Annotated in this window: 18 protein-coding genes and 2 tRNA genes; 14 read left to right on the forward strand and 6 right to left on the reverse strand. The window is 60.3% G+C overall.

Features of this window, described 5'->3' with window-relative positions:
- Positions 1-59: 59 nt before the first annotated feature.
- Positions 60-1,124, reverse strand: coding sequence for a tRNA epoxyqueuosine(34) reductase QueG (queG, locus tag EJA70_RS29605; RefSeq protein ID WP_158836094.1), 1,065 nt, complete (start codon positions 1,122-1,124; stop codon positions 60-62).
- A gap of 63 nt (positions 1,125-1,187) precedes the next feature.
- Between queG and EJA70_RS29610 the strand changes: the two genes are divergently transcribed.
- The 12 genes from EJA70_RS29610 to EJA70_RS29665 all read left to right on the forward strand — a co-directional run bounded on the left by EJA70_RS29610 (position 1,188) and on the right by EJA70_RS29665 (position 16,181).
- Positions 1,188-2,687, forward strand: a complete 1,500-nt coding sequence (locus EJA70_RS29610; protein ID WP_158836096.1) for an NAD(P)H-hydrate dehydratase — start codon at positions 1,188-1,190, stop codon at positions 2,685-2,687.
- A complete protein-coding gene (gene tsaE / locus EJA70_RS29615; protein WP_007967425.1) occupies positions 2,675-3,145 on the forward strand; it encodes a tRNA (adenosine(37)-N6)-threonylcarbamoyltransferase complex ATPase subunit type 1 TsaE in 471 nt (156 codons plus the stop codon). Before EJA70_RS29610 ends, tsaE begins: the two co-directional genes overlap by 13 nt.
- A gap of 3 nt (positions 3,146-3,148) precedes the next feature.
- Entirely contained in the window at positions 3,149-4,576 is a 1,428-nt protein-coding gene (locus EJA70_RS29620; protein ID WP_202949183.1) for an N-acetylmuramoyl-L-alanine amidase, read from the forward strand.
- Between the two features lie 8 nt (positions 4,577-4,584).
- The gene (gene mutL, locus EJA70_RS29625) at positions 4,585-6,486 is read left to right on the forward strand and encodes a DNA mismatch repair endonuclease MutL (protein ID WP_178117043.1); all 1,902 of its coding nucleotides are present in this window, start codon (positions 4,585-4,587) and stop codon (positions 6,484-6,486) included.
- Positions 6,486-7,457, forward strand: a complete 972-nt coding sequence (gene miaA / locus EJA70_RS29630) for a tRNA (adenosine(37)-N6)-dimethylallyltransferase MiaA (protein WP_158836100.1) — start codon at positions 6,486-6,488, stop codon at positions 7,455-7,457. Before mutL ends, miaA begins: the two co-directional genes overlap by 1 nt.
- Before the next feature lie 95 nt (positions 7,458-7,552).
- Positions 7,553-7,813, forward strand: a complete 261-nt coding sequence (hfq, locus tag EJA70_RS29635) for an RNA chaperone Hfq (protein WP_007902656.1) — start codon at positions 7,553-7,555, stop codon at positions 7,811-7,813.
- A gap of 12 nt (positions 7,814-7,825) precedes the next feature.
- Positions 7,826-9,127, forward strand: coding sequence for a ribosome rescue GTPase HflX (gene hflX, locus EJA70_RS29640; RefSeq protein ID WP_158836102.1), 1,302 nt, complete (start codon positions 7,826-7,828; stop codon positions 9,125-9,127).
- Positions 9,128-9,223: 96 nt separating this feature from the next.
- Positions 9,224-10,393, forward strand: a complete 1,170-nt coding sequence (hflK, locus tag EJA70_RS29645) for an FtsH protease activity modulator HflK (protein ID WP_008078330.1) — start codon at positions 9,224-9,226, stop codon at positions 10,391-10,393.
- Entirely contained in the window at positions 10,393-11,262 is an 870-nt protein-coding gene (hflC, locus tag EJA70_RS29650) for a protease modulator HflC (RefSeq protein ID WP_008078329.1), read from the forward strand. The genes hflK and hflC overlap by 1 nt, the downstream gene beginning before the upstream one ends.
- 313 nt (positions 11,263-11,575) lie before the next feature.
- On the forward strand, positions 11,576-12,763 hold the full coding sequence (locus tag EJA70_RS29655; protein WP_007915833.1) for an ATP phosphoribosyltransferase regulatory subunit: 1,188 nt from the start codon (positions 11,576-11,578) through the stop codon (positions 12,761-12,763).
- 54 nt (positions 12,764-12,817) lie between these two features.
- Positions 12,818-14,107, forward strand: coding sequence for an adenylosuccinate synthase (locus EJA70_RS29660; protein ID WP_007915835.1), 1,290 nt, complete (start codon positions 12,818-12,820; stop codon positions 14,105-14,107).
- Positions 14,108-14,246: 139 nt separating this feature from the next.
- Positions 14,247-16,181, forward strand: coding sequence for a methyl-accepting chemotaxis protein (locus EJA70_RS29665; RefSeq protein WP_158836104.1), 1,935 nt, complete (start codon positions 14,247-14,249; stop codon positions 16,179-16,181).
- Positions 16,182-16,252: 71 nt separating this feature from the next.
- Here the strand turns inward: EJA70_RS29665 and EJA70_RS29670 are convergent, their stop codons facing one another.
- From EJA70_RS29670 to EJA70_RS29690, 5 genes are all read right to left on the reverse strand, one after another.
- Positions 16,253-17,818, reverse strand: a complete 1,566-nt coding sequence (locus tag EJA70_RS29670; protein ID WP_158836106.1) for an iron ABC transporter permease — start codon at positions 17,816-17,818, stop codon at positions 16,253-16,255.
- Positions 17,818-18,828, reverse strand: coding sequence for an extracellular solute-binding protein (locus tag EJA70_RS29675; RefSeq protein ID WP_158836108.1), 1,011 nt, complete (start codon positions 18,826-18,828; stop codon positions 17,818-17,820). Before EJA70_RS29675 ends, EJA70_RS29670 begins: the two co-directional genes overlap by 1 nt.
- 12 nt (positions 18,829-18,840) lie before the next feature.
- Entirely contained in the window at positions 18,841-19,098 is a 258-nt protein-coding gene (locus EJA70_RS29680; RefSeq protein ID WP_158836110.1) for a hypothetical protein, read from the reverse strand.
- 22 nt (positions 19,099-19,120) lie between these two features.
- Positions 19,121-19,207 (reverse strand) — tRNA-Leu (locus EJA70_RS29685).
- 181 nt (positions 19,208-19,388) lie between these two features.
- Positions 19,389-19,475 (reverse strand) — tRNA-Leu (locus tag EJA70_RS29690).
- A gap of 225 nt (positions 19,476-19,700) precedes the next feature.
- On the opposite strand from EJA70_RS29690, the gene rnr reads away from it, so the two are divergent.
- A complete protein-coding gene (gene rnr, locus EJA70_RS29695; protein WP_064388637.1) occupies positions 19,701-22,331 on the forward strand; it encodes a ribonuclease R in 2,631 nt (876 codons plus the stop codon).
- On the forward strand, positions 22,328-23,092 hold the full coding sequence (rlmB, locus tag EJA70_RS29700; protein WP_008078316.1) for a 23S rRNA (guanosine(2251)-2'-O)-methyltransferase RlmB: 765 nt from the start codon (positions 22,328-22,330) through the stop codon (positions 23,090-23,092). Before rnr ends, rlmB begins: the two co-directional genes overlap by 4 nt.
- Positions 23,093-23,260 lie beyond the last annotated feature (168 nt).

The following is a 23,260-nucleotide window of genomic DNA, read 5'->3' on the forward strand; positions in this document are numbered from 1 at the left end:
TGCCGCAGGCTGCGATCTTTTGACGTTCAAGATCAAAAGATCGCAGCCTGCGGCAGCTCCTACATGACTCCGTGTTGTTTCAGGGCCCATTCGACGTGTTCTTGTACCAGCTCTGACGGATAGTCCCGCCGCGCCTTCAACGCTTCCAGCACCGGAATGCTCGACGGCGCGTTACCGAGCCCCACTGCCAGATTACGCAACCAGCGCTCATACCCGGCGCGGCGCAGCGGTGAGCCTTCGGTGCTGCTGAGGAATTTATCCTCGTCCCACATAAACAACTCAGCCAGTTCCGCGTTGTCGAGATTGTGCCGTGGCTTGAAGTCGCTTTCGCCGGAAGGTTTGGCGAAGCGGTTCCACGGGCAGGCGATCTGGCAGTCGTCGCAGCCGAACACGCGGTTGCCGATCAGCGGGCGCAGGTCTTCAGGAATTGCGTTTTTCAGTTCGATGGTCAGGTACGAAATGCAGCGGCGCGCGTCCAGCACATACGGGCCGACGAACGCGTTGGTCGGGCAGATGTCGAGGCACGCGGTGCAGCGGCCGCAATGTTCAGTGCTGTGCGGCTCATCCACCGGTAACGGCAGATCGACGAACAATTCGCTGAGGAAGAAATAACTGCCAGCCTTGCGATTCAATACCAAGGTGTTTTTACCGATCCAGCCCAGTCCAGCCTGTTCGGCGATGGCTTTTTCCAGCACCGGCGCGCTGTCGACAAAGGCACGGAAACCGAACGGACCGATCTCGGATTGAATCTTGTCGGCCAATTGTTGAACGCGTTTACGGATCAATTTGTGGTAATCGCGGCCCAAGGCATAACGCGAGACGTAGGCTTTTTCCGGTTGGGCCAGGCGTTTGGCCATTTCGGTGTCGCCGGGCAGGTAGTCCATGCGCAGCGAAACCACGCGCAAGGTGCCCGGCACCAGTTCTTCCGGGTGCGAACGTTTGCTGCCGTGGGCGCCCATGTAATCCATTTCGCCGTGGTAGCCGGCCTCGAGCCAGCGCGCGAGGTGTTGCTCGTGCTCGGCGAGATCCAGACCGCTGATGCCGACTTGCTGAAAGCCCAGCTCGCGGCCCCAATCCTTGATCGATTGGGCGAGGGCGGGCAGGTCTGTGGTGATGGCGGACATGAGGCGAGAGAAACCGGAGCTGAGATGCGTATAATTCTGCCAGACATCGGAGCCCGAAGACGCATGCCGCACACGAAAGATCAATTACCCGACGCGCTGTATGGCGCCGCACAGGTGCGCGAACTCGATGCACGGCTGATTGCCGCCGGCACGCCGGGCTTCGAATTGATGCAGCGCGCCGCGCATGCGACCTGGCGAGCATTGGTTCGGCAATGGCCATCGGCGACTGAGCTGACGGTGCTGACCGGACATGGCAACAATGCCGGTGACGGTTACCTGGTCGCGGCCATGGCCCGGCGAGCCGGGTGGAACGTACACGTTTTGGCGGTCGGCGATCCGCAGCGCCTGCAGGGCGATGCTGCACTGGCCCATGCCGAGGCATTGGCGGAAGGTGTCGCGGTCCAGGGCTGGCAGGCTCAGAGCGAACTGCGCGGGATCATTCTCGATGCATTGCTCGGTACGGGTCTGAGCGGGGATGTGCGCGAGCCTTACGTGTCGGCGATCAAGGCCATCAACGCCAGCGGTCTGCCGGTGACGGCCGTCGATATCCCTTCCGGACTGAGCGCTGACACCGGTCACGTGCGGGGTGTCGCCGTGCGAGCCGATCTGACGGTGACCTTCATTGGCCTGAAAATCGGCCTGTTCACCGGGGACGCGGCGGATCATATCGGTGAATTGCTGTTTAACGATTTACAGGCCAGTGCCGACATCTATCGTGACCTACCGCTCATCGCTCAGCGGCTTAACGCGGCTAATCTTCCAAAGTTGGCGACGCGTGCGCCGGCTGCGCACAAGGGCCGTTTCGGCCACGTGCTGTTGATCGGTGGCGATCACGGTTTTGGCGGGGCGATTTTACTCAGCACCGAAACGGCCCTGCGCAGCGGCGCGGGCATGGTTTCGCTGGCGACCCGTCCTGAACATGTCCCGGCAGCGTTGACGCGAGTGCCAGAAGGGATGGCGCTCGGGACTTCTTCAGCCAATCAGTTGATGGCTTTGCTGGAGAAAGTCTCTGTGCTGGTGGTGGGGCCGGGGTTGGGGCAGGCCAGTTGGGGGCGTGCGTTGTTGTCGGCGGCAGCCAATGCGGCATTGCCGCAAGTGTGGGACGCCGACGCACTGAACCTGCTCGCTAGTGGTTTCGTTGATCTGCCCAAGGACTGCGTGATCACGCCGCATCCGGGTGAAGCGGCGCGGTTGCTGGGAATCAGCACCGCGCAGGTGCAGGCGGATCGACCGGCGGCGGCGCTGGCATTGAGCAAAAAATATTCAGCGGTGGTCGTGCTCAAAGGCGCGGGCAGCCTGATTGCTCATCCCGATGGCCGTCTGGCGTTGTGTCACCAAGGGCATCCCGCCATGGCCACTGCGGGACTCGGTGATGTGTTGGCCGGTGTGACCGGTGCGCTGCTGGCGCAAGGCATGGACGGTTTTGATGCCGCTTGCCTGGCGGTCTGGCTGCACGCCAATGCGGGGATGCAACAAGGCAAATTGGGCCGTGGGCTGGCGGCCAGTGATCTGATTCCAGCCATTCGTCAGTTGTTGGAGGAGCAAGCACCGTGTCTGAAGTAACCCTGTACCTGGCCGATGAACAGGCCATGAGCGACTTTGGCGCACGGATCGCCCGCGTGACCCAGGGCCATGGCCTGATTTTTCTTGAAGGCAATCTGGGGATGGGCAAAACCACGCTGTCGCGGGGCATCATTCGTGGGCTCGGTCATGTCGGCGCAGTAAAAAGTCCGACCTTCACCCTGGTTGAGCCCTACGAGATCGGCGACGTCCGCGCCTTCCACTTCGACCTGTATCGATTGGTCGATCCGGAAGAACTTGAGTTTCTCGGCATCCGCGACTATTTCGAAGACGATGCCCTGTGCCTGATCGAGTGGCCCGATAAAGGTGCAGGCTTTTTGCCAAAGCCTGACCTGACCATTACCATTAGCCCGCAAGACAGCGGGCGTTCGCTGAAAATTTTATCCCAGGGCTCGCGTGGCGAGGCCTGGTGTGCCGCTTTGGCATTGGAATCCAATTAAATGATGGGGTTAGGTATGCGCTTTCGCGCGTTGGTGGCTGCCGTTGGACTGTTGTTGATGGCAGTAACCGTCAACGCTGTGGCCGATTCAAAGGTCAACAGCGTGCGCTTGTGGCGAGCGCCGGATAACACGCGACTGGTCTTCGACCTCAGTGGACCGGTGCAGCACAGCGTCTTCACCCTGACCGCGCCGGATCGGCTGGTGATCGACATCAATGGTGCGACCCTCGGTGCGCCATTGAATGTGCAGACCGCCAACACGCCGATCACCGCGATGCGTTCGGCTCAGCGCACGCCGACCGATCTGCGGGTGGTCATTGACCTGAAGAAAGCCGTCACCCCGAAAAGCTTCTCGCTGGCGCCGAATGGCCAATACGGCAACCGTCTGGTGGTCGATCTGTTCGATAACGCAGCCGATGCCGAACCTGCACCTGCGCCGACACCTTCGGTCGCAACCGTACCAGCCGTGCCAGTGACCCCGACAGAGCCGGCGATCAAGTTGCCGCCAGCCCCGGCCGGCAAGCGCGACATTATTGTGGTGATCGACGCCGGCCACGGTGGCGAAGACCCGGGTGCATCCGGCTCGCGCGGTCAGCGTGAGAAAGATGTGGTGTTGCAGATCGCTCGCGAATTGCAGCGTCAGGTCAACGGCATGAAAGGCTTCCGCGCCGAACTGACCCGTACTGGCGACTACTTCATCCCGTTGCGTGGCCGTACCGAAATCGCCCGCAAGAAGGGCGCTGACCTGTTCGTATCGATTCACGCCGACGCCGCGCCTTCGGCGGCCGCTTTTGGCGCCTCGGTGTTTGCCCTGTCTGATCGCGGCGCCACCTCGGAGACCGCGCGTTGGCTGGCCGACAGCGAAAACCGTTCCGACCTGATCGGTGGTGCCGGCAACGTCAGCCTCGACGACAAGGACCGCATGCTCGCGGGCGTGCTGCTCGATCTGTCGATGACTGCCTCGCTGACCTCCAGCCTTAACGTCGGCCAGAAAGTCCTGACCAACATCGGTCGCGTCACGCCGCTGCACAAACAGCGTGTGGAGCAGGCCGGGTTCATGGTGCTGAAGTCGCCGGACATCCCGTCGATCCTGGTCGAAACCGGCTTCATCTCCAACGCCAACGAAGCCAACAAGCTCTCGGCCTCGGGCCACCAGCAAGCGCTGGCGCGCTCGATCAGCAGCGGCGTGCGGCAGTTCTTCCAGCAGAATCCGCCACCGGGCACCTACATTGCCTGGCTGCGTGACTCCGGCAAGATCGCCCAAGGCCCGCGTGATCACCGCGTCGGCCCGGGTGAAACGCTGGCGATGATCGGTGTGCGCTATCAGGTGTCGCCGGCCACATTGCGCAGTGCGAACAACCTGAAAAGCGATGAGCTGAAAGTCGGCCAGCACCTGACCATTCCTGGCACCGAACTGGCGTCCAAAGAATGAACGAAGTGCTGAACGCTGCCGCGCGCATCGAACTGCTCAGCCCACGGCTGGCGAACCAGATTGCCGCCGGTGAGGTGGTTGAACGTCCGGCTTCGGTGATCAAGGAGTTGCTGGAAAACAGCCTCGACTCCGGCGCCAAGCGCATTGATGTCGACGTCGAGCAGGGCGGCGTCAAACTGCTGCGCGTACGCGACGATGGCAGCGGCATTTCCGCCGATGACCTGCCGCTGGCGCTGGCCCGTCACGCCACCAGCAAGATCCGCAACCTCGAAGACCTCGAACAAGTGATGAGCCTCGGTTTCCGGGGTGAGGCACTGGCGTCGATCAGCTCCGTGGCGCGGCTGACGCTGACCTCGCGTACCCGCGATGCCGAGCAAGCCTGGCAGGTCGAAACCGAAGGCCGTGACATGGCGCCGCGGGTGCAACCGGCGGCGCATCCGGTCGGCACCTCGGTGGAAGTCCGTGACCTGTTCTTCAACACTCCGGCGCGGCGCAAATTCCTCAAGACCGAAAAAACCGAATTCGATCACCTGCAAGAAGTGATCAAGCGTCTGGCGCTGGCGCGTTTTGACGTCGCGTTCCATCTACGCCACAACGGCAAAACCATCCTCAGCCTGCACGAGGCCCACGATGATGCGGCCCGCGCCCGGCGTGTGGCGGCGATCTGCGGCTCGGGGTTCCTTGAGCAGGCACTGCCCATCGAGATCGAGCGCAACGGCTTGCACCTGTGGGGCTGGGTCGGTTTGCCGACCTTCAACCGCAGCCAAGCGGATTTGCAGTATTTCTTTGTGAATGGCCGGGCAGTGCGCGACAAACTGGTCGCCCATGCGGTGCGCCAGGCCTATCGCGACGTGCTGTTCAATGGTCGCCACCCGACGTTTGCGTTGTTTTTCGAGGTCGATCCGGCAGCCGTCGACGTCAACGTGCACCCGACCAAACACGAAGTGCGCTTCCGTGACGGGCGCATGGTGCATGACTTCCTGTATGGCACGCTGCATCGCGCGTTGGGTGATGTGCGTCCGGAAGACCAACTGGCCGGCTCAGTAACCACCGCCATCGTTCGTCCAAGCGGCCTCGATGCCGGGGAATTCGGCCCGCAAGGTGAAATGCGTCTGGCGGCCAATGCGCTGCTGGAGCAATCGCAGGCGCAACCGGCGTTCAATACCTCGTCCGGTGCCAGCGCTGGCGGCGCTTACCAGTATCAGTACACGCCGCGGCCGCAGTCAGGCATGCCGCCGGCTGCCGAGGCGCAGGCGGCATATCGCGAGTTTTTCGCGCCGTTGCCTGAAGCCAACGCCAACGCGCTGCCCGCCGGTCAGGAAGACATTCCACCGCTTGGTTACGCATTGGCGCAACTCAAGGGCATCTACATTCTGTCTGAGAACGCTCAAGGCCTGGTTTTGGTGGACATGCACGCCGCGCACGAGCGAATCATGTATGAACGCTTGAAGATCGCCATGGCCAGCGAAGGCTTGAGCGGCCAGCCATTGCTGGTGCCGGAGTCGCTGGCCGTCAGTCAGCGCGAAGCCGATTGTGCTGAAGAGCACGCGGCATGGTTCCAGCGTCTGGGCTTTGAATTACAGCGTCTGGGCCCGGAAACCCTGGCGATCCGTCAGATTCCGGCCTTGTTGAAGCAGGCCGAAGCCAACCGCCTGGTCGGTGACGTGCTGTCGGACTTGATGGAATACGGCACCAGCGACCGGATTCAGGCACACCTCAACGAATTGCTCGGCACCATGGCCTGCCACGGCGCGATCCGCGCCAACCGGCGCCTGGCCCTGCCGGAAATGAACGGCCTGCTGCGCGACATGGAAAACACCGAGCGCAGCGGTCAATGCAACCATGGCCGACCGACCTGGACCCAACTGGGCCTGGACGATCTGGACAAACTGTTCCTGCGCGGTCGTTGATGAATCAGCTCCCTCCAGCGATTTTTCTGATGGGCCCGACCGCTGCGGGCAAGACCGATCTGGCCATCGAGCTGACCAAGGTGCTGCCGTGCGAGCTGATCAGTGTCGATTCGGCGTTGGTCTATCGCGGCATGGACATCGGTACCGCCAAGCCTTCGAAAGAACTGCTGGCCGAATATCCGCACCGTTTGATCGACATCCTCGACCCGGCCGAAGCCTATTCGGCTGCGGATTTCCGTCGCGATGCCCTGCAAGCCATGGCTGAAATCACCGCACGCGGAAAAATTCCGCTGCTGGTCGGCGGCACGATGCTCTATTACAAGGCTTTGGTTGAAGGTCTGGCGGATATGCCAGCGGCCGATGCGGAGATCCGCGCGCAGATCGAAGAAGAAGCTGCACGCCTTGGCTGGCAAGCCTTGCACGATCAATTGGCGATCATCGACCCGGTGTCGGCGGCGCGGATTCACCCGAACGATCCGCAGCGCTTGAGTCGGGCGCTGGAAGTTTATCGGGTCAGCGGTCAGAGCATGACCGCCCTGCGTCAGCAACAATCTGCGCAAAGTACTGAAGCAGCCGCTTCGGGACTGCAACAATTGCCCTATACTGTCGCGAACTTGGCCATTGCCCCGGCAAATCGTCAGGTATTGCACGAGCGCATTAAACAAAGATTCACAAATATGTTGGAACAGGGATTCATCGACGAGGTCGTAGCCCTGCGTAAAAGAAGTGACCTGCATGCCGGGTTGCCGTCTATACGTGCAGTAGGTTACCGCCAAGTCTGGGATTACCTGGATGGCAAGCTGACGTTGGCCGAAATGCAAGAGCGCGGCATCATCGCCACGCGCCAATTGGCCAAACGCCAGTTCACCTGGCTGCGCAGCTGGGAAGATTTACACTGGCTGGACAGTCTTGATTGCGACAATCTGCCACGCGCCTTGAAATACCTTGGGACCATCTCCATATTGAGCTGAGTCCTTGCAATTGCCGTCTATCCTTGGGGGTGTGACGGCCAAAGCCATCTGAATTACCTATTTTTTATTATTGAATCCTTAAAGGAGTGCGGCACATGTCAAAAGGGCATTCGCTACAAGACCCTTACTTGAATACTTTACGTAAAGAGAAAGTTGGGGTTTCCATCTACCTGGTCAACGGTATCAAACTGCAAGGCACGATCGAGTCGTTCGACCAGTTCGTGATCCTGCTGAAGAACACCGTGAGCCAGATGGTTTACAAACACGCTATCTCGACAGTCGTGCCGGTTCGTCCAATTCGTCTGCCTAGCGCAACCGAATCCGAAGCAGGTGACGCTGAGCCAGGTAACGCCTGATAGGAGTCTCCTTTGTTCTTTGAGCGCCACGGTGGTGGTGAACGAGTGATCCTCGTTCACTTGGATGGACAGGACCCTGAGGCGCGCGAAGATCCGCAGGAGTTTCAGGAATTGGCTAATTCGGCGGGCGCCGAGACCGTTGCGTTTTTTAACGTGCCGCGTCATCGGCCAACCGCCAAATTCCTGATCGGCAGCGGCAAGGTCGAGGAGCTGCGCGACCTGGTCAAGGCTGAAGAAGCCGATCTGGTGATTTTCAATCACATCCTCACGCCCAGTCAGGAACGTAACCTCGAACGTGTTTTCGAGTGTCGCGTGATCGACCGTACCGGTCTGATTCTCGATATCTTCGCCCAACGCGCCCGTACCCATGAAGGCAAGCTCCAGGTCGAACTGGCCCAGCTTGACCACATGAGCACCCGCCTGGTTCGTGGCTGGACTCACCTTGAGCGTCAAGGTGGCGGTATTGGCATGCGCGGCCCGGGTGAAACCCAACTCGAAACCGACCGTCGTCTGCTGCGGGTGCGCCTGCGTCAGATCAAGGGCCGGCTGGAGAAAGTGCGCAGCCAGCGCGAGCAATCGCGTCGCGGCCGCTCCCGTGCGGACATTCCTACCGTGTCGCTGGTGGGCTATACCAACGCCGGCAAATCCACACTCTTCAACAACGTGACGAAATCCGACGTGTACGCAGCCGACCAGTTGTTCGCCACGCTCGATCCGACCCTGCGCCGTCTGGATCTGGACGACTTGGGGCCGATTGTCCTGGCGGACACGGTGGGCTTCATTCGTCACTTGCCGCACAAGCTGGTCGAGGCATTTCGGTCTACGCTCGAAGAGTCGAGCAATTCCGACCTGCTGTTGCACGTGATCGATGCGGCCGAACCGGATCGCATGTTGCAGATCGAGCAGGTGATGCTGGTGCTGGGCGAGATCGGAGCCCAGGACTTGCCGATCCTCGAGGTCTATAACAAACTCGATTTGCTTGAAGGCGTTGAGCCACAAATCCAGCGCGACGAAAACGGCAAGCCCCAGCGGGTCTGGCTGTCGGCGCGTGATGGCAGTGGTCTGGAATTGCTTGAGCAAGCCATTGCCGAGTTGCTCGGCGGTGATTTGTTTATCGGTACCTTGCGCTTGCCGCAACGATTCGCGCGACTGCGTGCGCAGTTTTTCGAACTCGGTGCGGTGCAGAAAGAAGAACACGACGAAGAAGGCATCAGTTTGCTGGCCGTTCGTTTGCCCCGTGTCGAGTTGAATCGACTGGTAAGCCGCGAAGGATTGCAGCCGATGGAATTCATCGAGCAACACACTTTGCAATAAAAGCCTGAAGAAGCGGTTGTGCCGTAACGGCAGGCATTCTGTAGCATTGGTCGGCGCGCCGTGGGTGCGTCTTTGCTTTATCAGATGGAGAGCGCTATGGCTTGGAATGAGCCGGGTGGCAACTCGAATAATCAGGATCCTTGGGGTGGCAAGCGCCGCAATAACGGCGACCGCAAGGGGCCACCGGATCTCGACGAGGCCTTCCGAAAGCTGCAGGAAAGCCTGAACGGGTTGTTCGGTGGTGGTAAGAAACGCGGTGATGACGGCGGTGGTTCGGGTCGCAGTGGTGGTGGCTTCGGCGCCCTGCTCGGCATCGGCCTGGTCGTGCTCGCGGCTGTCTGGCTGTACAGCGCGGTGTATGTGGTCGACGAGCAGGAGCAAGCCGTGGTGCTGCGCTTCGGCAAGTACTACGAGACGGTTGGTCCGGGCCTGAACATCTATTTCCCGCCGATCGACAAGAAGTACATGGAAAACGTCACGCGTGAGCGGGCGTACACCAAGCAGGGCCAGATGCTGACCGAAGACGAGAACATCGTCGAAGTGCCGCTGACCGTGCAGTACAAGATCAGCAATCTGCAGGATTTCGTGCTGAACGTTGATCAGCCGGAAATCAGCCTGCAGCACGCGACCGACAGCGCCCTGCGCCACGTGGTGGGTTCCACCGCCATGGACCAGGTGCTGACCGAAGGTCGTGAGCTGATGGCCAGCGAAATCAAGGAGCGTCTGCAACGCTTCCTCGATACCTATCGCACCGGTATCACCGTCACTCAGGTCAACGTACAGAGCGCAGCGGCACCGCGTGAAGTGCAAGAAGCCTTCGATGACGTGATCCGCGCCCGTGAAGACGAGCAGCGTTCGCGCAACCAGGCTGAAACCTACGCCAACGGCGTCGTGCCGGAAGCCCGTGGTCAGGCCCAGCGTATCCTTGAGGATGCCAACGGTTACCGCGACGAAACGGTCTCGCGCGCCAAGGGTGAGGCTGATCGCTTCACTAAACTGGTCGCCGAGTATCGCAAGGCCCCTGAAGTGACCCGTCAGCGTCTGTACCTGGACACCATGCAGGAAGTCTTCAGCAACACCAGCAAGGTACTCGTGACCGGTAACAAGAACGGCCAGAGCAACCTGCTTTACCTGCCGTTGGACAAAATGATTCAGAACAGCTCGGGCAGCAATGCGCCGGTCACCGGTTCGGCTGCCGCCAGCAACACGGATGTCACGCCGCACGTCACTGACCTGCCGCAGTCGCGCACAAGGGAGACCCGCTGATGAGCAATAAATCGCTGATCGCCCTTATTGTTGGCGTCGTCGTGCTACTGGTTGGCTGGAACTGCTTCTACATCGTCGCTCAGACCGAGCGTGCGGTGCTGCTGCAATTCGGTCGTGTGGTTCAGGCCGATGTTCAGCCGGGCCTGCATGTGAAAGTGCCTTACGTTAACCAGGTGCGTAAATTCGACGCACGGCTGATGACGCTGGATGCACCGACGCAGCGCTTCCTGACGCTGGAAAAGAAAGCCGTCATGGTCGATGCCTACGCCAAGTGGCGCGTGAAAGATGCCGAGCGCTTCTACACCGCAACTTCCGGCCTCAAGCAAATCGCCGACGAGCGTCTGTCGCGTCGTCTGGAATCCGGTCTGCGTGACCAGTTCGGCAAGCGCACCCTGCACGAAGTGGTGTCGGGTGAGCGTGACGCGCTGATGGCTGACATCACTGCCTCGCTGAACAAAATGGCGGAAAAAGAGCTGGGTATCGAAGTCGTCGATGTCCGGGTCAAGGCCATCGATCTGCCAAAAGAAGTCAACCGCAGCGTGTTCGAACGTATGAGCACCGAGCGTGAGCGTGAAGCTCGCGAGCACCGCGCCAAGGGTAACGAGCTGGCTGAAGGCATCCGTGCCGACGCTGATCGTCAACGCCGCGTGCTGCTGGCTGAAGCCTATCGTGAATCCGAAGAGATTCGCGGTGACGGTGATGCCCAGGCCGCTGCGATCTACTCCAAGGCCTATGGTCAGGATCAGGAGTTCTACGGTTTCTACCGTAGCCTGCGCGCCTACCGTGAAAGCTTCGCGAACAAATCCGACGTCCTGGTCCTCGACCCAAGCAGCGACTTCTTCCGTTACCTGGAAAAGTCCAAGCCTTGATACGGCGTTGACCTGAATCATTCCGCCCGGCGGCTAAAACCTCGGGCGGGGTGATCCTTTGGGAAAACGTGTGTATGATGCGGCAGCCGGGAAATTCCCGGCTTTTTTGCGTCTGCACGTTTGATTGCTGTTTTTTGTTGCAGGCATCGGGTTGAATGGCCCGAGAGTATTTCGAGGAAAGTGATGGGCGAAGCCGGTAACAGGCCTTTCGCCGCGTCGTTCATGCGCGTGCGTTTTGAACGGATCGGTCATTTTCTGCTTCACTCAAGGCTCGCCCGCAGGCTGGCCGCCCGGATCAAAGGGGAATGGCGTAATGGCAACGGTAGACCGCTGGCTGCTGCCAGATGGCATCGAAGAAGTACTGCCACCGGAAGCGGCGCGCATTGAAGTCGCGCGTCGTCAGGTGTTGGATCTGTTCCAGAGCTGGGGTTACGAGTTTGTCGTGACTCCCCATATCGAGTACCTGGAATCCCTGCTGACCGGCGCGGGCCAGGACCTGGATCTGCGTACCTTCAAGGTCATTGACCCGCAATCGGGCCGGCAGATGGGTTTCCGTGCCGACATCACGCCGCAAGTGGCGCGCATTGATGCGCACACCCTGCGTCGCGAAGGCCCTAGCCGTCTGTGCTATGCCGGCAGCGTGCTGCATGCGCAGCCGCGGGCATTGTCGTCCTCGCGCAGCCCGATCCAGTTGGGCGCCGAGTTGTACGGCGACGCCAGCCCGAGCAGCGACGTTGAAGTGATCAGCCTGATGCTGGCCATGTTGCAACTGGCCGATGTGCCGGATGTGCACATGGACCTCGGTCATGTCGGTATCTACCGTGGTCTGGCGCGCGCCGCCGGTCTGTCCGGTGAAGTCGAGCAGCAGTTGTTCGATGCGTTGCAACGCAAGGCCATCGACGAGGTCATTACCTTGACCGAAGGCCTGCCGGCCGACCTGTCCGGCATGTTACGTGCGCTGGTTGATCTGTGCGGCGGCCGTGAAGTGTTGAGCGCTGCGCGCGAGCGTCTGGCCAATGCGCCGGCGCCGGTGCTGGCGGCACTGGAAGATTTGCTGGCGATCGCCGAGCGTCTGTCGGCACGTTTCCCGGAGCTGCCGCTGTACTTTGATCTGGGCGAGCTGCGTGGCTACCACTACCACACCGGTGTGGTGTTCGCGGTGTTCGTGCCGGGCGTTGGCCAGTCCATCGCTCAGGGCGGTCGCTACGACGACATCGGCGCGGATTTTGGTCGCGCCCGTCCGGCGACAGGCTTCTCCACCGATTTGAAAACCCTGGTGACCCTGGGGCGTGCTGAGATCGAGCTACCGTCTGGCGGTATCTGGATGCCTGACAGTACGGATGCGGCACTCTGGCAGCAGGTTTGCCAGTTGCGCAGTGAGGGTCAGCGTGTCGTTCAGGCTTTGCCTGGGCAACCTTTGGCCGCCGCCCGTGATGCGGACTGCGACCGGCAATTGATTCAGCAGAACGGGCTTTGGCAAGTATCGCCACTGGCTTCTTGAGTTTTCCTGCCGGCCATCGCCGGCACCAAGTTTGCGCGAATGAGGACAAGTGTTATGGGTAAGAATGTCGTAGTCCTGGGCACCCAATGGGGTGATGAGGGCAAAGGCAAGATCGTTGATCTGCTGACCGAACATGCTGCCGCCGTAGTGCGCTACCAAGGTGGCCACAACGCTGGTCACACATTGGTGATCGACGGCGAAAAAACCGTCCTGCACCTGATCCCGTCGGGCGTGCTGCGCGAAGGCGTGCAGTGCCTGATCGGCAACGGCGTGGTGGTTGCACCTGACGCCCTGCTGCGCGAGATCACCAAGCTGGAAGAGAAAGGCGTACCGGTGCGCGAGCGTCTGCGTATCAGCCCGTCCTGCCCGCTGATCCTGTCCTTCCACGTGGCGCTGGACCAGGCCCGTGAAAAGGCCCGTGGCGAGCTGAAGATCGGTACAACCGGTCGCGGCATCGGCCCGGCTTACGAAGACAAGGTCGCTCGTCGTGGCCTGCGTGTCGGCGACCTGCTGAACATGCCGCGCTTTGAAGACAAGCTGCGTGAACTGGTGGATTACCACAACTTCATGCTGGTCGGTTACTACAAAGAGCCGGCCATCGAGTTCGAAAAGACCCTGGCCGAGTGCAAGGAATACGCTGAGCTGCTCAAGCCGCTGATGCTCGACGTCACTGCCGAGCTGCACGACCTGCGTCGCGCCGGCAAAGACATCATGTTCGAAGGTGCCCAGGGTTCGTTGCTCGACATCGACCACGGCACCTACCCGTACGTGACCAGCTCCAACACCACCGCTGGTGGCGTGGCGACCGGTTCGGGCGTTGGCCCGATGTTCCTGGACTACATCCTGGGCATCACCAAGGCTTACACCACTCGCGTCGGTTCGGGCCCGTTCCCGACTGAGCTGTTCGACGACGTCGGTGCACACTTGGCCAAGCAAGGTCACGAGTTCGGTGCTACCACCGGCCGTGCCCGTCGTTGCGGCTGGTTCGACGCCGTTATCCTGCGTCGCGCGATCGATGTGAACAGCATCTCGGGCATCTGCCTGACCAAGCTGGACGTACTCGACGGCCTGGAAACCATCAACATCTGCGTCGGCTACAAAGACGCCGAAGGCAATGCAGTTGCTCCGACCGACGCTGACAGCTACGTAGGCCTGCAGCCTGTGTACGAAGAAGTGCCGGGCTGGACCGAATCGACCGTGGGCGCCAAGACCCTGGAAGAGCTGCCAGCTAACGCTCGTGCCTACATCAAACGCGTCGAAGAGTTGATCGGCGCACCGATCGACATTATTTCGACGGGCCCGGACCGCAACGAAACCATCGTTCTGCGCCATCCGTTCGCTTGATAAGTCGTTGATGTAAAAAACAAAGGCCCCTTAATCGGGGCCTTTGTCGTTTATGCCTGTTGGACGGCATGACCTTTGCTGTGAATCTTCCTACAAGAGTGCCATCAAATTAATGGCGTCAGAAGTAGAGGTATTCACAGTGTCGGCCGTTCTCTCACTGTTACAAAGCCGTTTGTTGCGCCCGGTATTCGTTACCCTTGGTATCGCTCTTTTGGTGCAAGTGTTGGTGGCCGTCGCCCTGACACGGAGCACCGTCACGGCGCTGGAAGCTGATTTGGCTGTGCGCCTCGGCGCCGACAGCCAGAAACTCTCGGGCGAGTTGGAGCAGGCGGGGCGTGAAGTCACGTCGAGCCTCGACGCGTTGTCCGCCAGTACCCGACAGCGCCTGACTGCTGGTCTGTCCTCGCGGCTGAAGGACGAGCAGGCGCAACTGCGTACGACATTGGAAAAGGATCTGAAGGATTCGGCCAATGACATGGCGCAGTTGCTGGCCTCTGTCGCACCGCGCGCCATGTGGGACAGCGACGTGCCGACCCTGTCTGAATTCGCCCGCCGGGCCCAGCGCAATCCCAATGTGCTGTTCGTGGTCTACGACGACGCCACCGGCCAGCACTTGACCCGTTATCTCAATCGCGAAAACCCGATCAACAAGGCCTTGCTGGAAAAAGGCCAGGGCGAGCGTGCGCTGGATAAAGTGCTGGATGCGGCGAAAAACGATCCGTCGGTCTACTACCTCGAAGCCTCGATCAACCCCAATGGCGTGGAAATCGGCAAGGTGCTGATGGGCGTTTCCACGGCTTCGGTGGAAACTGATCTGGCAGCGCTGGACAAGCGTTTCTCGGCGCTGATCGCCAGCAGCGATCAACTGGTCGGCGACAGCCTCAAAGGCGCTGCAGCGGACAGCGCCACGGCGATGCAGGCGCGTCTGCAGTCGGCGCAATCCACCGCCGCCGAGATGAAGGCCAATACCGCGAGCACGGTGCAAGAAGCAGCGGCGACCCTGCGCTGGAGAATCGGCTTGGGCCTGGCGCTGGTTGGCTGCGGCGTGCTGCTGTTGCTGGCCGTGGTGTTGGGCCATCGCGTGGTCAATCGCCTGAAGATGCTTAACGCGGCCATGGATGACCTGGCGGCGGGCGAGGGCGATCTGACCAAGCGTGTGCAGATCAACAGCAAGGACGAAATCGGCGACATGGCCGCGGCGGTCAATCGCTTTGTGGATAAGTTGCAGCCGATCGTGCGCGAGGCGGGCGATGTCGCGCAGCGCACCGGCGTCGAAATTGGCGCAATGACTCTGCGCAATGCCGGTGCCGATGCGGCGGCCGGGATGCAGCGTGACGAAGTGGCGGAAAGTCTGCGCGCGCTGTCGCAAATGGCTGATGAGGCGCAATCGGAAAGCCATGCCATGCAGGCGGCGCTGAAGCAGGTGGTGGATATTCGTCAGGCCACGGATGAAAACACTCGCACCTCCGCCAAGGTCGGCAGCCTGATCGAGGCGCTGGCGGGGCAGGTTGATACCGGGGCGAAAGTCATTGAGCGACTGGCGCAGCAGAGTGAGCAGATCGAAGTGGTGCTGACGGTGATCCACGGGATTGCCGAGCAGACCAATCTGCTAGCGCTGAACGCTGCGATCGAAGCGGCGCGCGCTGGCGAAACCGGGCGTGGTTTTGCCGTGGTAGCGGACGAGGTTCGGGCGCTCGCGAGCAAGACGCAAAGTTCTACCGGCGATATTCAGGCGCACATCGTCGCTTTGCAGCAGGGCGCGCGTGAGGCGGTCGAGGCGATCGGTCAGGCCGGGCGTCAGGCCAGCGAAGGTTTGCTGGTGTTGCGTGACAGCGCGCGGTTGCAGCAATCGGTGCAGACGTCGGTCGAGCAGGTGCACGCGGCGATTGGCCTGGCGACGCAGGCTGCAGCGCATCAGGCGCAGGGTGCGCAGGCGGTGCGCGGGCGAGTCGAGACGATTCATGCGCAGGCCGAGAAGGCGGCGCAGGCAGTGGTGGAAACTACGGCCAGTGGCAAGGTGCTGGATGGTCTGGCGGCGCAACTGAAGGCAAGCCTGGGGCAGTTCAGGGCTTAAGATTAAAAGATCGCAGCCTGCGGCAGCTCCTACATTAATCCCATTTAGGAGCTGCCGCAGGCTGCGATCTTTTAGCGGCTCAAATACATCCGCGTCGTCAACAGATAAACCGGCAACCCGGAAACCAAAATCAACAACGCCGCATAAGGCGCCGCCGCCGCAAACTCGACGTTCGCGGTATGTGCCCAGACCTCGGTCGCCAGCGTATTAAGCCCGGTCGGACTCAACAGCAGCGTCGCCGTCAATTCCTTCATCGCATCGAGAAACACCAGCGCAAACGCCGCGCCCAATGCCGGGAAGATGATCGGCAGCGTCACTCGGCAAAACGCCGTGAACGACGAAGCGCCCAGCGTGCGTGCAGCCTCTTCCAGCTGCGGCGCAGCTTTGTTCAGCGCCGTACGGATCGGTGCCTGCGCCAATGGCAGAAACAGCAGCGCATAAGCGATCAGCAGCAATCCTGAAGTCTGGTACAGCGCCGGCACGTAATGCAGGGCGAAATACACCAGCGTCAGCGCAATCACCAGGCCCGGCAACGCGTGTAACAGATATGGCAGGCGTTCGGCCCAGATCGCCAGTTGGCCTTTGTAACGCACCACCAACAACCCGACCGGCACCGCCAGTACCAGGCACAGCGCCGCGCCACCGAGCGACAGTGCCAGCGACGACAGCAATGCTTCAGTAATCGCCGCCACCGGAAACGCTGCCGACGAACCGACCGCGAGCCAGTAGGCCAGCATGCCCAGTGGAATCCCGCTGCCGACAATCGCCAGCATCAGGCAATACAACTGACCGACCGTGGCCCATGGCCCCAGCCGAACCTGTTCAGCCTGACGCGCTGCGCCTTGGCCGGTGCGCACATGCCGGCCTTTGCCGCGCACACGCAGCTCCAGCCACAACAACACCAGGCACAGCGCCAGCAGCACCGCCGAAAGCATCGCCGCGTTGGCGTTACTGAATTCCAGTTCGAACTGTTGATAGATCGCCGTGGTGAAGGTTTGCAGGCCGATGATCGACAGCGCGCCGAATTCCACCAGCATGTGCAAAGCAATCAACAGCGAACCGGCCAACAACGACGGCCAAAGCAGCGGCAGGGTGACGCGGAAAAACACCCCCCAGCGATTCTGCCCCAGCGTGCGGGCAGACTCTTCAAGCGACGGATCAAGATTGCGCAGGGTTGCCGCTACCGGCAGAAAGATCAGCGGGTATTTCGACAGGCTCATCACCAGAATCGCCCCGCCCAGCCCTTCGAACTGCGCGCTCAGCGAAACCCAGGTGAAACTGCTGACAAATGCCGGTACTGCGAACGGCAGGCACAGAATCACGCCCCATAGACGCCGGCCGGGCAAATTGCTGCGCTCCAGCAGCCAGGCGAGCGACAGACCAATCACGCCGCAGGTGAGGGTTACGCCAACCATCAATGCCAAGGTATTGCGCAGCAGGCCGAACACATACGGGCGCCACAACAAGTGCAGCGCCTCGGCCCAGCCGGCCTGCCAGGCTTTCAGTCCGACGTAGGCCAGCGGCAGCAAGCTCAGTACTACCAGCAGCAACACCGGCATTACCAGCCAGATCGATGGCCGCTTGCGCTTTGGTACGTAACCCCCGCGCGCGGCGGGGGCGGATAACGATGCGGCCATCAGTTCAAGCCAACTTCACGTTCCAGTTCCAGCGCTTCTTCGGCATTACCCAAGTCGGCCGGGGTTACGTTCGGTGCTTCCAGTTCGCTGAACGGCTTGAGCCCGCGATCCGATTCCATGCCTTTGTGCAGCGGGTATTCGGCGGTGGTCTGAGTGATCACGCGCTGACCTTCTTCGCTGGCCATGTAGGCAAGAAATTGCTGGGCTTCTTTTGGATGTTTGCTGGATTTCAGCACGGCAGCACTGGATACGGTGATCAAGCCACCGACGTCGCCGCCAGTGAAGTAATGCAGTTTCGAGTCGAGTTTGCCTTTCTCGCGTTGCAGGGCGAACCAGTAGTAGTTGTTCACCAGCACGGTAGCGACTTCGCCGTTTTCCACGGCTTTGAGGGCGACCATGTTGTTGCTGTAGGTCTTGCCGAACGCGCGCAGGCCAGTCAGCCATTCTTCGGCGGCGTCGCGACCGTGCATCTTGATGATGGCGACGGCCTGTTCCTGGAATGCGCCGCTGGTCGGTACGAAGCCGACTTTGCCTTGCCACTGCGGATCAGAGAATTCCATCACCGATTTCGGCAGGTCTTTTTCATCGACCAGTTTCGGGTTGTAGGCAACCACGCGAACGCGCGCTGTGACGCCGATCCAGGTGCCGTTGCCGGCCACGTATTTTTCCGGCAGGACGGCCAAAGTGGCGTCATCGGTTTTTGCCAGCAGGCCGAGTTCGCCGAGATTGTTCAGTGGCGGCGATTCTTCGGTGTAGATCACGTCGGCGGGGGAGCGGTTGCCCTCTTCGATGACCTGGCTGGCGAGCTGGTTGCTGCTGCCTTTGCGGACATTGACGTGAATGCCGGTCTTGGCTTCGAAGGCTTTGGCGATCGCGTCGCCGACTTCCTTGTGCTGGCCGTTATAGAGAGTCAGGGAAACCGCATCGGCAGCCTGGGTGAGGGGAGTGGCGAGCGCCAGGCCGAGGAGGGTGAAGGTCAGGCCTCGGCGCAGGGTATTTCGAAACGTCATTCGCAGGGTTCCTCACTGTCGCATTGCAAAAACTTGCAACAATGATAAACGATATTGTTTCTCAAGTGCGCCTTGCGAGAGGCGGCCAGCTCTGATACGGCGGGCTACGCTGAAATGTAGGAGCTGCCGAAGGCTGCGATCTTTTGATCTTGCTCTTTGGAAAAACAAGATCAAGAGATCGCAGCCTTCGGCAGCTCCTACAGGGGGATTCTGGTTTTCGGGAAGGCAGAAACGCAAAAACCCGCTTTCGCGGGTTTTTGTGAAATCCATGGTCGTAACCTTGGATTTGAATTGGTGCCCAGAAGAAGACTCGAACTTCCACGACCTTGCGGTCACCAGCACCTGAAGCTGGCGTGTCTACCAATTTCACCATCTGGGCAATCATCGCCAGCGTTGCCGCTGTTGATGTGGCGCACTATACGGAGCGTCTTTTGATCTGTAAACCCCTGATTTAATTTTAATAAATCAGTTTTAAGAAAACCCGGGCTTAGAATGCAAAAAACCCGCTTTCGCGGGTTTTTGTGTGAGCCTTGAAACTGATCTAGTCTCAATCTCGAAATTGGTGCCCAGAAGAAGACTCGAACTTCCACGACCTTGCGGTCACCAGCACCTGAAGCTGGCGTGTCTACCAATTTCACCATCTGGGCAGTATCGGCAACGCTGTGCGTCGTCGATGGCGCGCACTATACGGAGCGTCTTTTTAACTGTAAACCCCTCTCAGCAAAAAACATGATTTTTTTTACCGGCGGTGTTCAAAACGGCTTCCAAGTGACGCTGCAGGCCCTGATATGGGCCTTATAGAGTCGGAAATTTCCCGTTTCATGGCGCCTATGCCAAACTAACCCGCATATAGACAAGGTGAAAACTCTCTAATGGCCGATTGGCAGTCCCTCGATCCCGAGGCCGCTCGTGAAGCGGAAAAATATGAAAACCCTATTCCTAGCCGCGAACTGATCCTGGCGCACCTCGCCGATCGGGGTTCGCCTGCTGCCCGCGAGCAACTGGTCGAAGAGTTCGGTCTGACCACCGAAGACCAGATCGAAGCCCTGCGCCGCCGTCTGCGCGCCATGGAGCGCGACGCACAACTGATCTACACCCGTCGTGGCACCTACGCGCCGGTCGACAAGCTTGACCTGATCCTCGGTCGCATCAGCGGTCACCGTGACGGTTTCGGCTTCCTGGTGCCGGACGACGGCAGCGATGACCTGTTCATGAGCCCGGCGCAAATGCGTCTGGTGTTCGACGGTGATCGTGCGCTGGCCCGTGTTTCCGGTCTTGATCGTCGTGGTCGCCGTGAAGGCGTTATCGTCGAAGTTGTGTCGCGTGCTCACGAAACCATCGTCGGTCGCTACTTTGAAGAAGGCGGCATCGGTTTCGTCGTTGCCGACAACCCGAAGATCCAGCAAGAAGTGCTGGTCACGCCGGGTCGCAACGCCAACGCGCAGATCGGTCAGTTCGTCGAGGTGAAAATCACCCACTGGCCGACGCCGCGCTTCCAGCCACAAGGCGACGTGGTCGAAGTGGTCGGCAACTACATGGCGCCGGGCATGGAAATCGATGTCGCCCTGCGCACCTACGACATTCCGCACGTCTGGCCTGAAGCCGTACTGAAAGAAGCGGCCAAGCTCAAGCCGGAAGTCGAAGAAAAAGACAAAGAGAAGCGCGTCGACCTGCGCCATCTGCCGTTCGTCACCATCGACGGCGAAGATGCCCGCGACTTCGACGATGCTGTTTACTGCGAAGCCAAACCGGGCAAGCTGCGCCTGTTCTCCGGCGGCTGGAAGTTGTACGTGGCGATTGCCGACGTTTCCAGTTACGTGAAAATCGGTTCGGCGCTGGACAACGAAGCGCAAGTGCGCGGCAACTCGGTGTATTTCCCCGAGCGCGTGGTGCCGATGCTGCCTGAGCAGTTGTCCAACGGCCTGTGCTCTCTGAACCCGCACGTCGATCGTCTGGCCATGGTTTGCGAGATGACCATCTCCAAGTCCGGCGAAATGACCGACTACTGCTTCTATGAGGCGGTGATCCACTCCCACGCTCGTCTGACGTACAACAAAGTCAGCGCGATGCTGGAAACGCCGAAAATCACCGAGGCGCGTCAGCTTCGCGGTGAGTACAACGACGTTCTGCCGCACCTCAAACAGCTGTATGCGCTGTACAAGGTTCTGTTGGCTGCTCGTCACGTACGTGGCGCGATCGATTTCGAAACGCAGGAAACCCGGATCATCTTCGGTACCGAGCGCAAGATTGCCGAAATCCGTCCGACCACCCGTAACGATGCGCACAAGCTGATCGAAGAATGCATGCTGGCGGCCAACGTGGCCACCGCCGAATTCCTCAAGAAGCACGAAATTCCTGCGCTGTACCGCGTCCACGACGGCCCGCCACCGGAGCGTCTGGAAAAACTCCGCGCCTTCCTCGGCGAACTCGGTCTTTCCCTGCACAAAGGCAAGGACGGTCCTTCGCCGAAGGACTACCAGGCACTGCTGGCGAGCATCAAGGATCGTCCGGATTTCCACTTGATCCAGACCGTGATGCTGCGATCGCTGAGCCAAGCGGTGTACAGCGCTGACAATCAGGGCCACTTCGGCCTGAATTACGAAGCCTATACCCACTTCACTTCGCCGATCCGTCGTTACCCGGATTTGCTCACGCACCGCGCGATCCGCAGCGTGATCCATTCGAAACAGGACACCCCGCACGTTCGCCGTGCCGGCGCGATGACCATTCCGAAAGCGCGCATCTATCCGTACGACGAAGCGGCGCTGGAGCAACTCGGCGAGCAGTGCTCGATGAGCGAGCGCCGTGCCGACGAAGCGACCCGCGACGTGGTGAACTGGCTCAAGTGCGAGTTCATGAAGGATCGCGTGGGCGAGTCGTTCCCTGGCGTGATCACGGCGGTGACCGGTTTTGGTCTGTTCGTTGAACTGACCGATATCTACGTCGAAGGCCTGGTGCACGTCACCGCGCTGCCGGGCGATTACTACCACTTCGATCCTGTGCATCACCGCCTGGCGGGCGAGCGCACCGGTCGTAGCTTCCGTCTTGGCGATACCGTTGAAGTGCGCGTCATGCGCGTTGACCTCGACGAACGCAAGATCGACTTCGAGATGGCTGAAAAAACCATCAGCGCGCCGATCGGTCGCAAGAAGCGTGGTGCTGAAACTGCCGCGCCAGCCGCGAAGGAAAAAGCCGAAGCGGCGCCAGCGAAAACCGCTGGTCGTCGTCCGGCCAAAGAGAAAGCTGCTGAAGCCTATCGCCCAAGCGACGCTGTGGCGAAAAACGCCGAGCTGCGTAAAAGCCGTGAAATGAAGAAGGCTCTGCTTTCCGACGCCAAAAACGGTGGTAAAGCGGCGCCTGGGGGAAAGACCGGGCGGTCGGCGCCTGAAAAGGCCTCCGGCAGCAAGCCAGCAAAACCGAGCAAACACCGTAAAGGCCCGCCAAAAGCGGGTTCTGCTCCAGCCAAAAGTGGCGGGGCACGTAAACCGAAGGCGAAGTCATGAGTCAGTTGGAAAAAATCTACGGCGTTCACGCGGTAGAAGCGTTGCTGCGTCACCACCCGAAGCGCGTCAAACAGATCTGGCTGGCGGAAAGCCGCAACGATCCGCGCGTGCAGACGCTGGTTGAGCTGGCCAACGAAAATCGTGTCCAGGTCGGTCAGGCCGAGCGCCGCGAAATGGATGCCTGGGTTGAAGGCGTGCATCAGGGCGTGGTCGCGGAAGTCAGCCCGAGCCAGGTCTGGGGCGAAGCGATGCTCGACGAGCTACTTGATCGCACTGACGGCGCACCGTTGCTGCTGGTGCTCGACGGCGTGACCGATCCGCACAACCTCGGTGCCTGCCTGCGCTCGGCCGATGCGGCCGGTGCGCTGGCGGTGATCGTGCCGAAAGACAAGTCGGCAACCTTGACTCCGGTGGTGCGTAAAGTCGCTTGCGGCGCGGCGGAAGTGATTCCGTTGGTCGCTGTAACCAACCTTGCGCGTACGCTGGAAAAACTTCAGCAGCGCGGTCTGTGGGTTGTCGGCACGGCAGGCGAAGCTGAAGTCAGCATTTACGACCAGGATCTGACGGGCCCGACCATTCTGATCATGGGCGCCGAAGGCAAAGGCATGCGTCGCCTGACTCGCGAGCACTGTGACTACCTGGTGAAACTGCCGATGGCCGGTAGCGTCAGCAGCCTCAACGTCTCGGTCGCCACCGGCGTGTGCCTGTTCGAAGCCCAGCGCCAACGCGGCGTAAAAGCCAAGCCTGCTGCCAAGAAATAAGCCCCCTGTAGGAGCTGCCGCAGGCTGCGATCTTTTGATCTTGTCTTTACAAACAAAATCAAAAGATCGCAGCCTTCGGCAGCTCCTACAGCTGTTCTTTGGTGATTGTTCAAATAATCGCCAATTGCCTTGCACCTCTTCTGTCCCTTCTCTACAATTGCGCCCCTT

The organism is Pseudomonas sp. PB103, assembly GCF_009764635.1.
GTDB lineage: Bacteria > Pseudomonadota > Gammaproteobacteria > Pseudomonadales > Pseudomonadaceae > Aquipseudomonas.

Excerpts from the sequence above, each read along its gene's own strand:
- hfq (WP_007902656.1), top strand. The coding sequence starts at position 7,553 with ATGTCAAAAGGGCATTCGCTACAAGACCCTTACTTGAATACTTTACGT.
- hflC (WP_008078329.1), top strand. The coding sequence starts at position 10,393 with ATGAGCAATAAATCGCTGATCGCCCTTATTGTTGGCGTCGTCGTGCTA.
- hflK (WP_008078330.1), top strand. The coding sequence starts at position 9,224 with ATGGCTTGGAATGAGCCGGGTGGCAACTCGAATAATCAGGATCCTTGG.
- EJA70_RS29670 (WP_158836106.1), bottom strand. The coding sequence starts at position 17,818 with ATGGCCGCATCGTTATCCGCCCCCGCCGCGCGCGGGGGTTACGTACCA.
- queG (WP_158836094.1), bottom strand. The coding sequence starts at position 1,124 with ATGTCCGCCATCACCACAGACCTGCCCGCCCTCGCCCAATCGATCAAG.
- rlmB (WP_008078316.1), top strand. The coding sequence starts at position 22,328 with ATGAGTCAGTTGGAAAAAATCTACGGCGTTCACGCGGTAGAAGCGTTG.
- EJA70_RS29680 (WP_158836110.1), bottom strand. The coding sequence starts at position 19,098 with ATGGATTTCACAAAAACCCGCGAAAGCGGGTTTTTGCGTTTCTGCCTT.
- rnr (WP_064388637.1), top strand. The coding sequence starts at position 19,701 with ATGGCCGATTGGCAGTCCCTCGATCCCGAGGCCGCTCGTGAAGCGGAA.
- miaA (WP_158836100.1), top strand. The coding sequence starts at position 6,486 with ATGAATCAGCTCCCTCCAGCGATTTTTCTGATGGGCCCGACCGCTGCG.
- EJA70_RS29675 (WP_158836108.1), bottom strand. The coding sequence starts at position 18,828 with ATGACGTTTCGAAATACCCTGCGCCGAGGCCTGACCTTCACCCTCCTC.
- EJA70_RS29655 (WP_007915833.1), top strand. The coding sequence starts at position 11,576 with ATGGCAACGGTAGACCGCTGGCTGCTGCCAGATGGCATCGAAGAAGTA.
- EJA70_RS29660 (WP_007915835.1), top strand. The coding sequence starts at position 12,818 with ATGGGTAAGAATGTCGTAGTCCTGGGCACCCAATGGGGTGATGAGGGC.
- EJA70_RS29620 (WP_202949183.1), top strand. The coding sequence starts at position 3,149 with ATGGGGTTAGGTATGCGCTTTCGCGCGTTGGTGGCTGCCGTTGGACTG.
- EJA70_RS29610 (WP_158836096.1), top strand. The coding sequence starts at position 1,188 with ATGCCGCACACGAAAGATCAATTACCCGACGCGCTGTATGGCGCCGCA.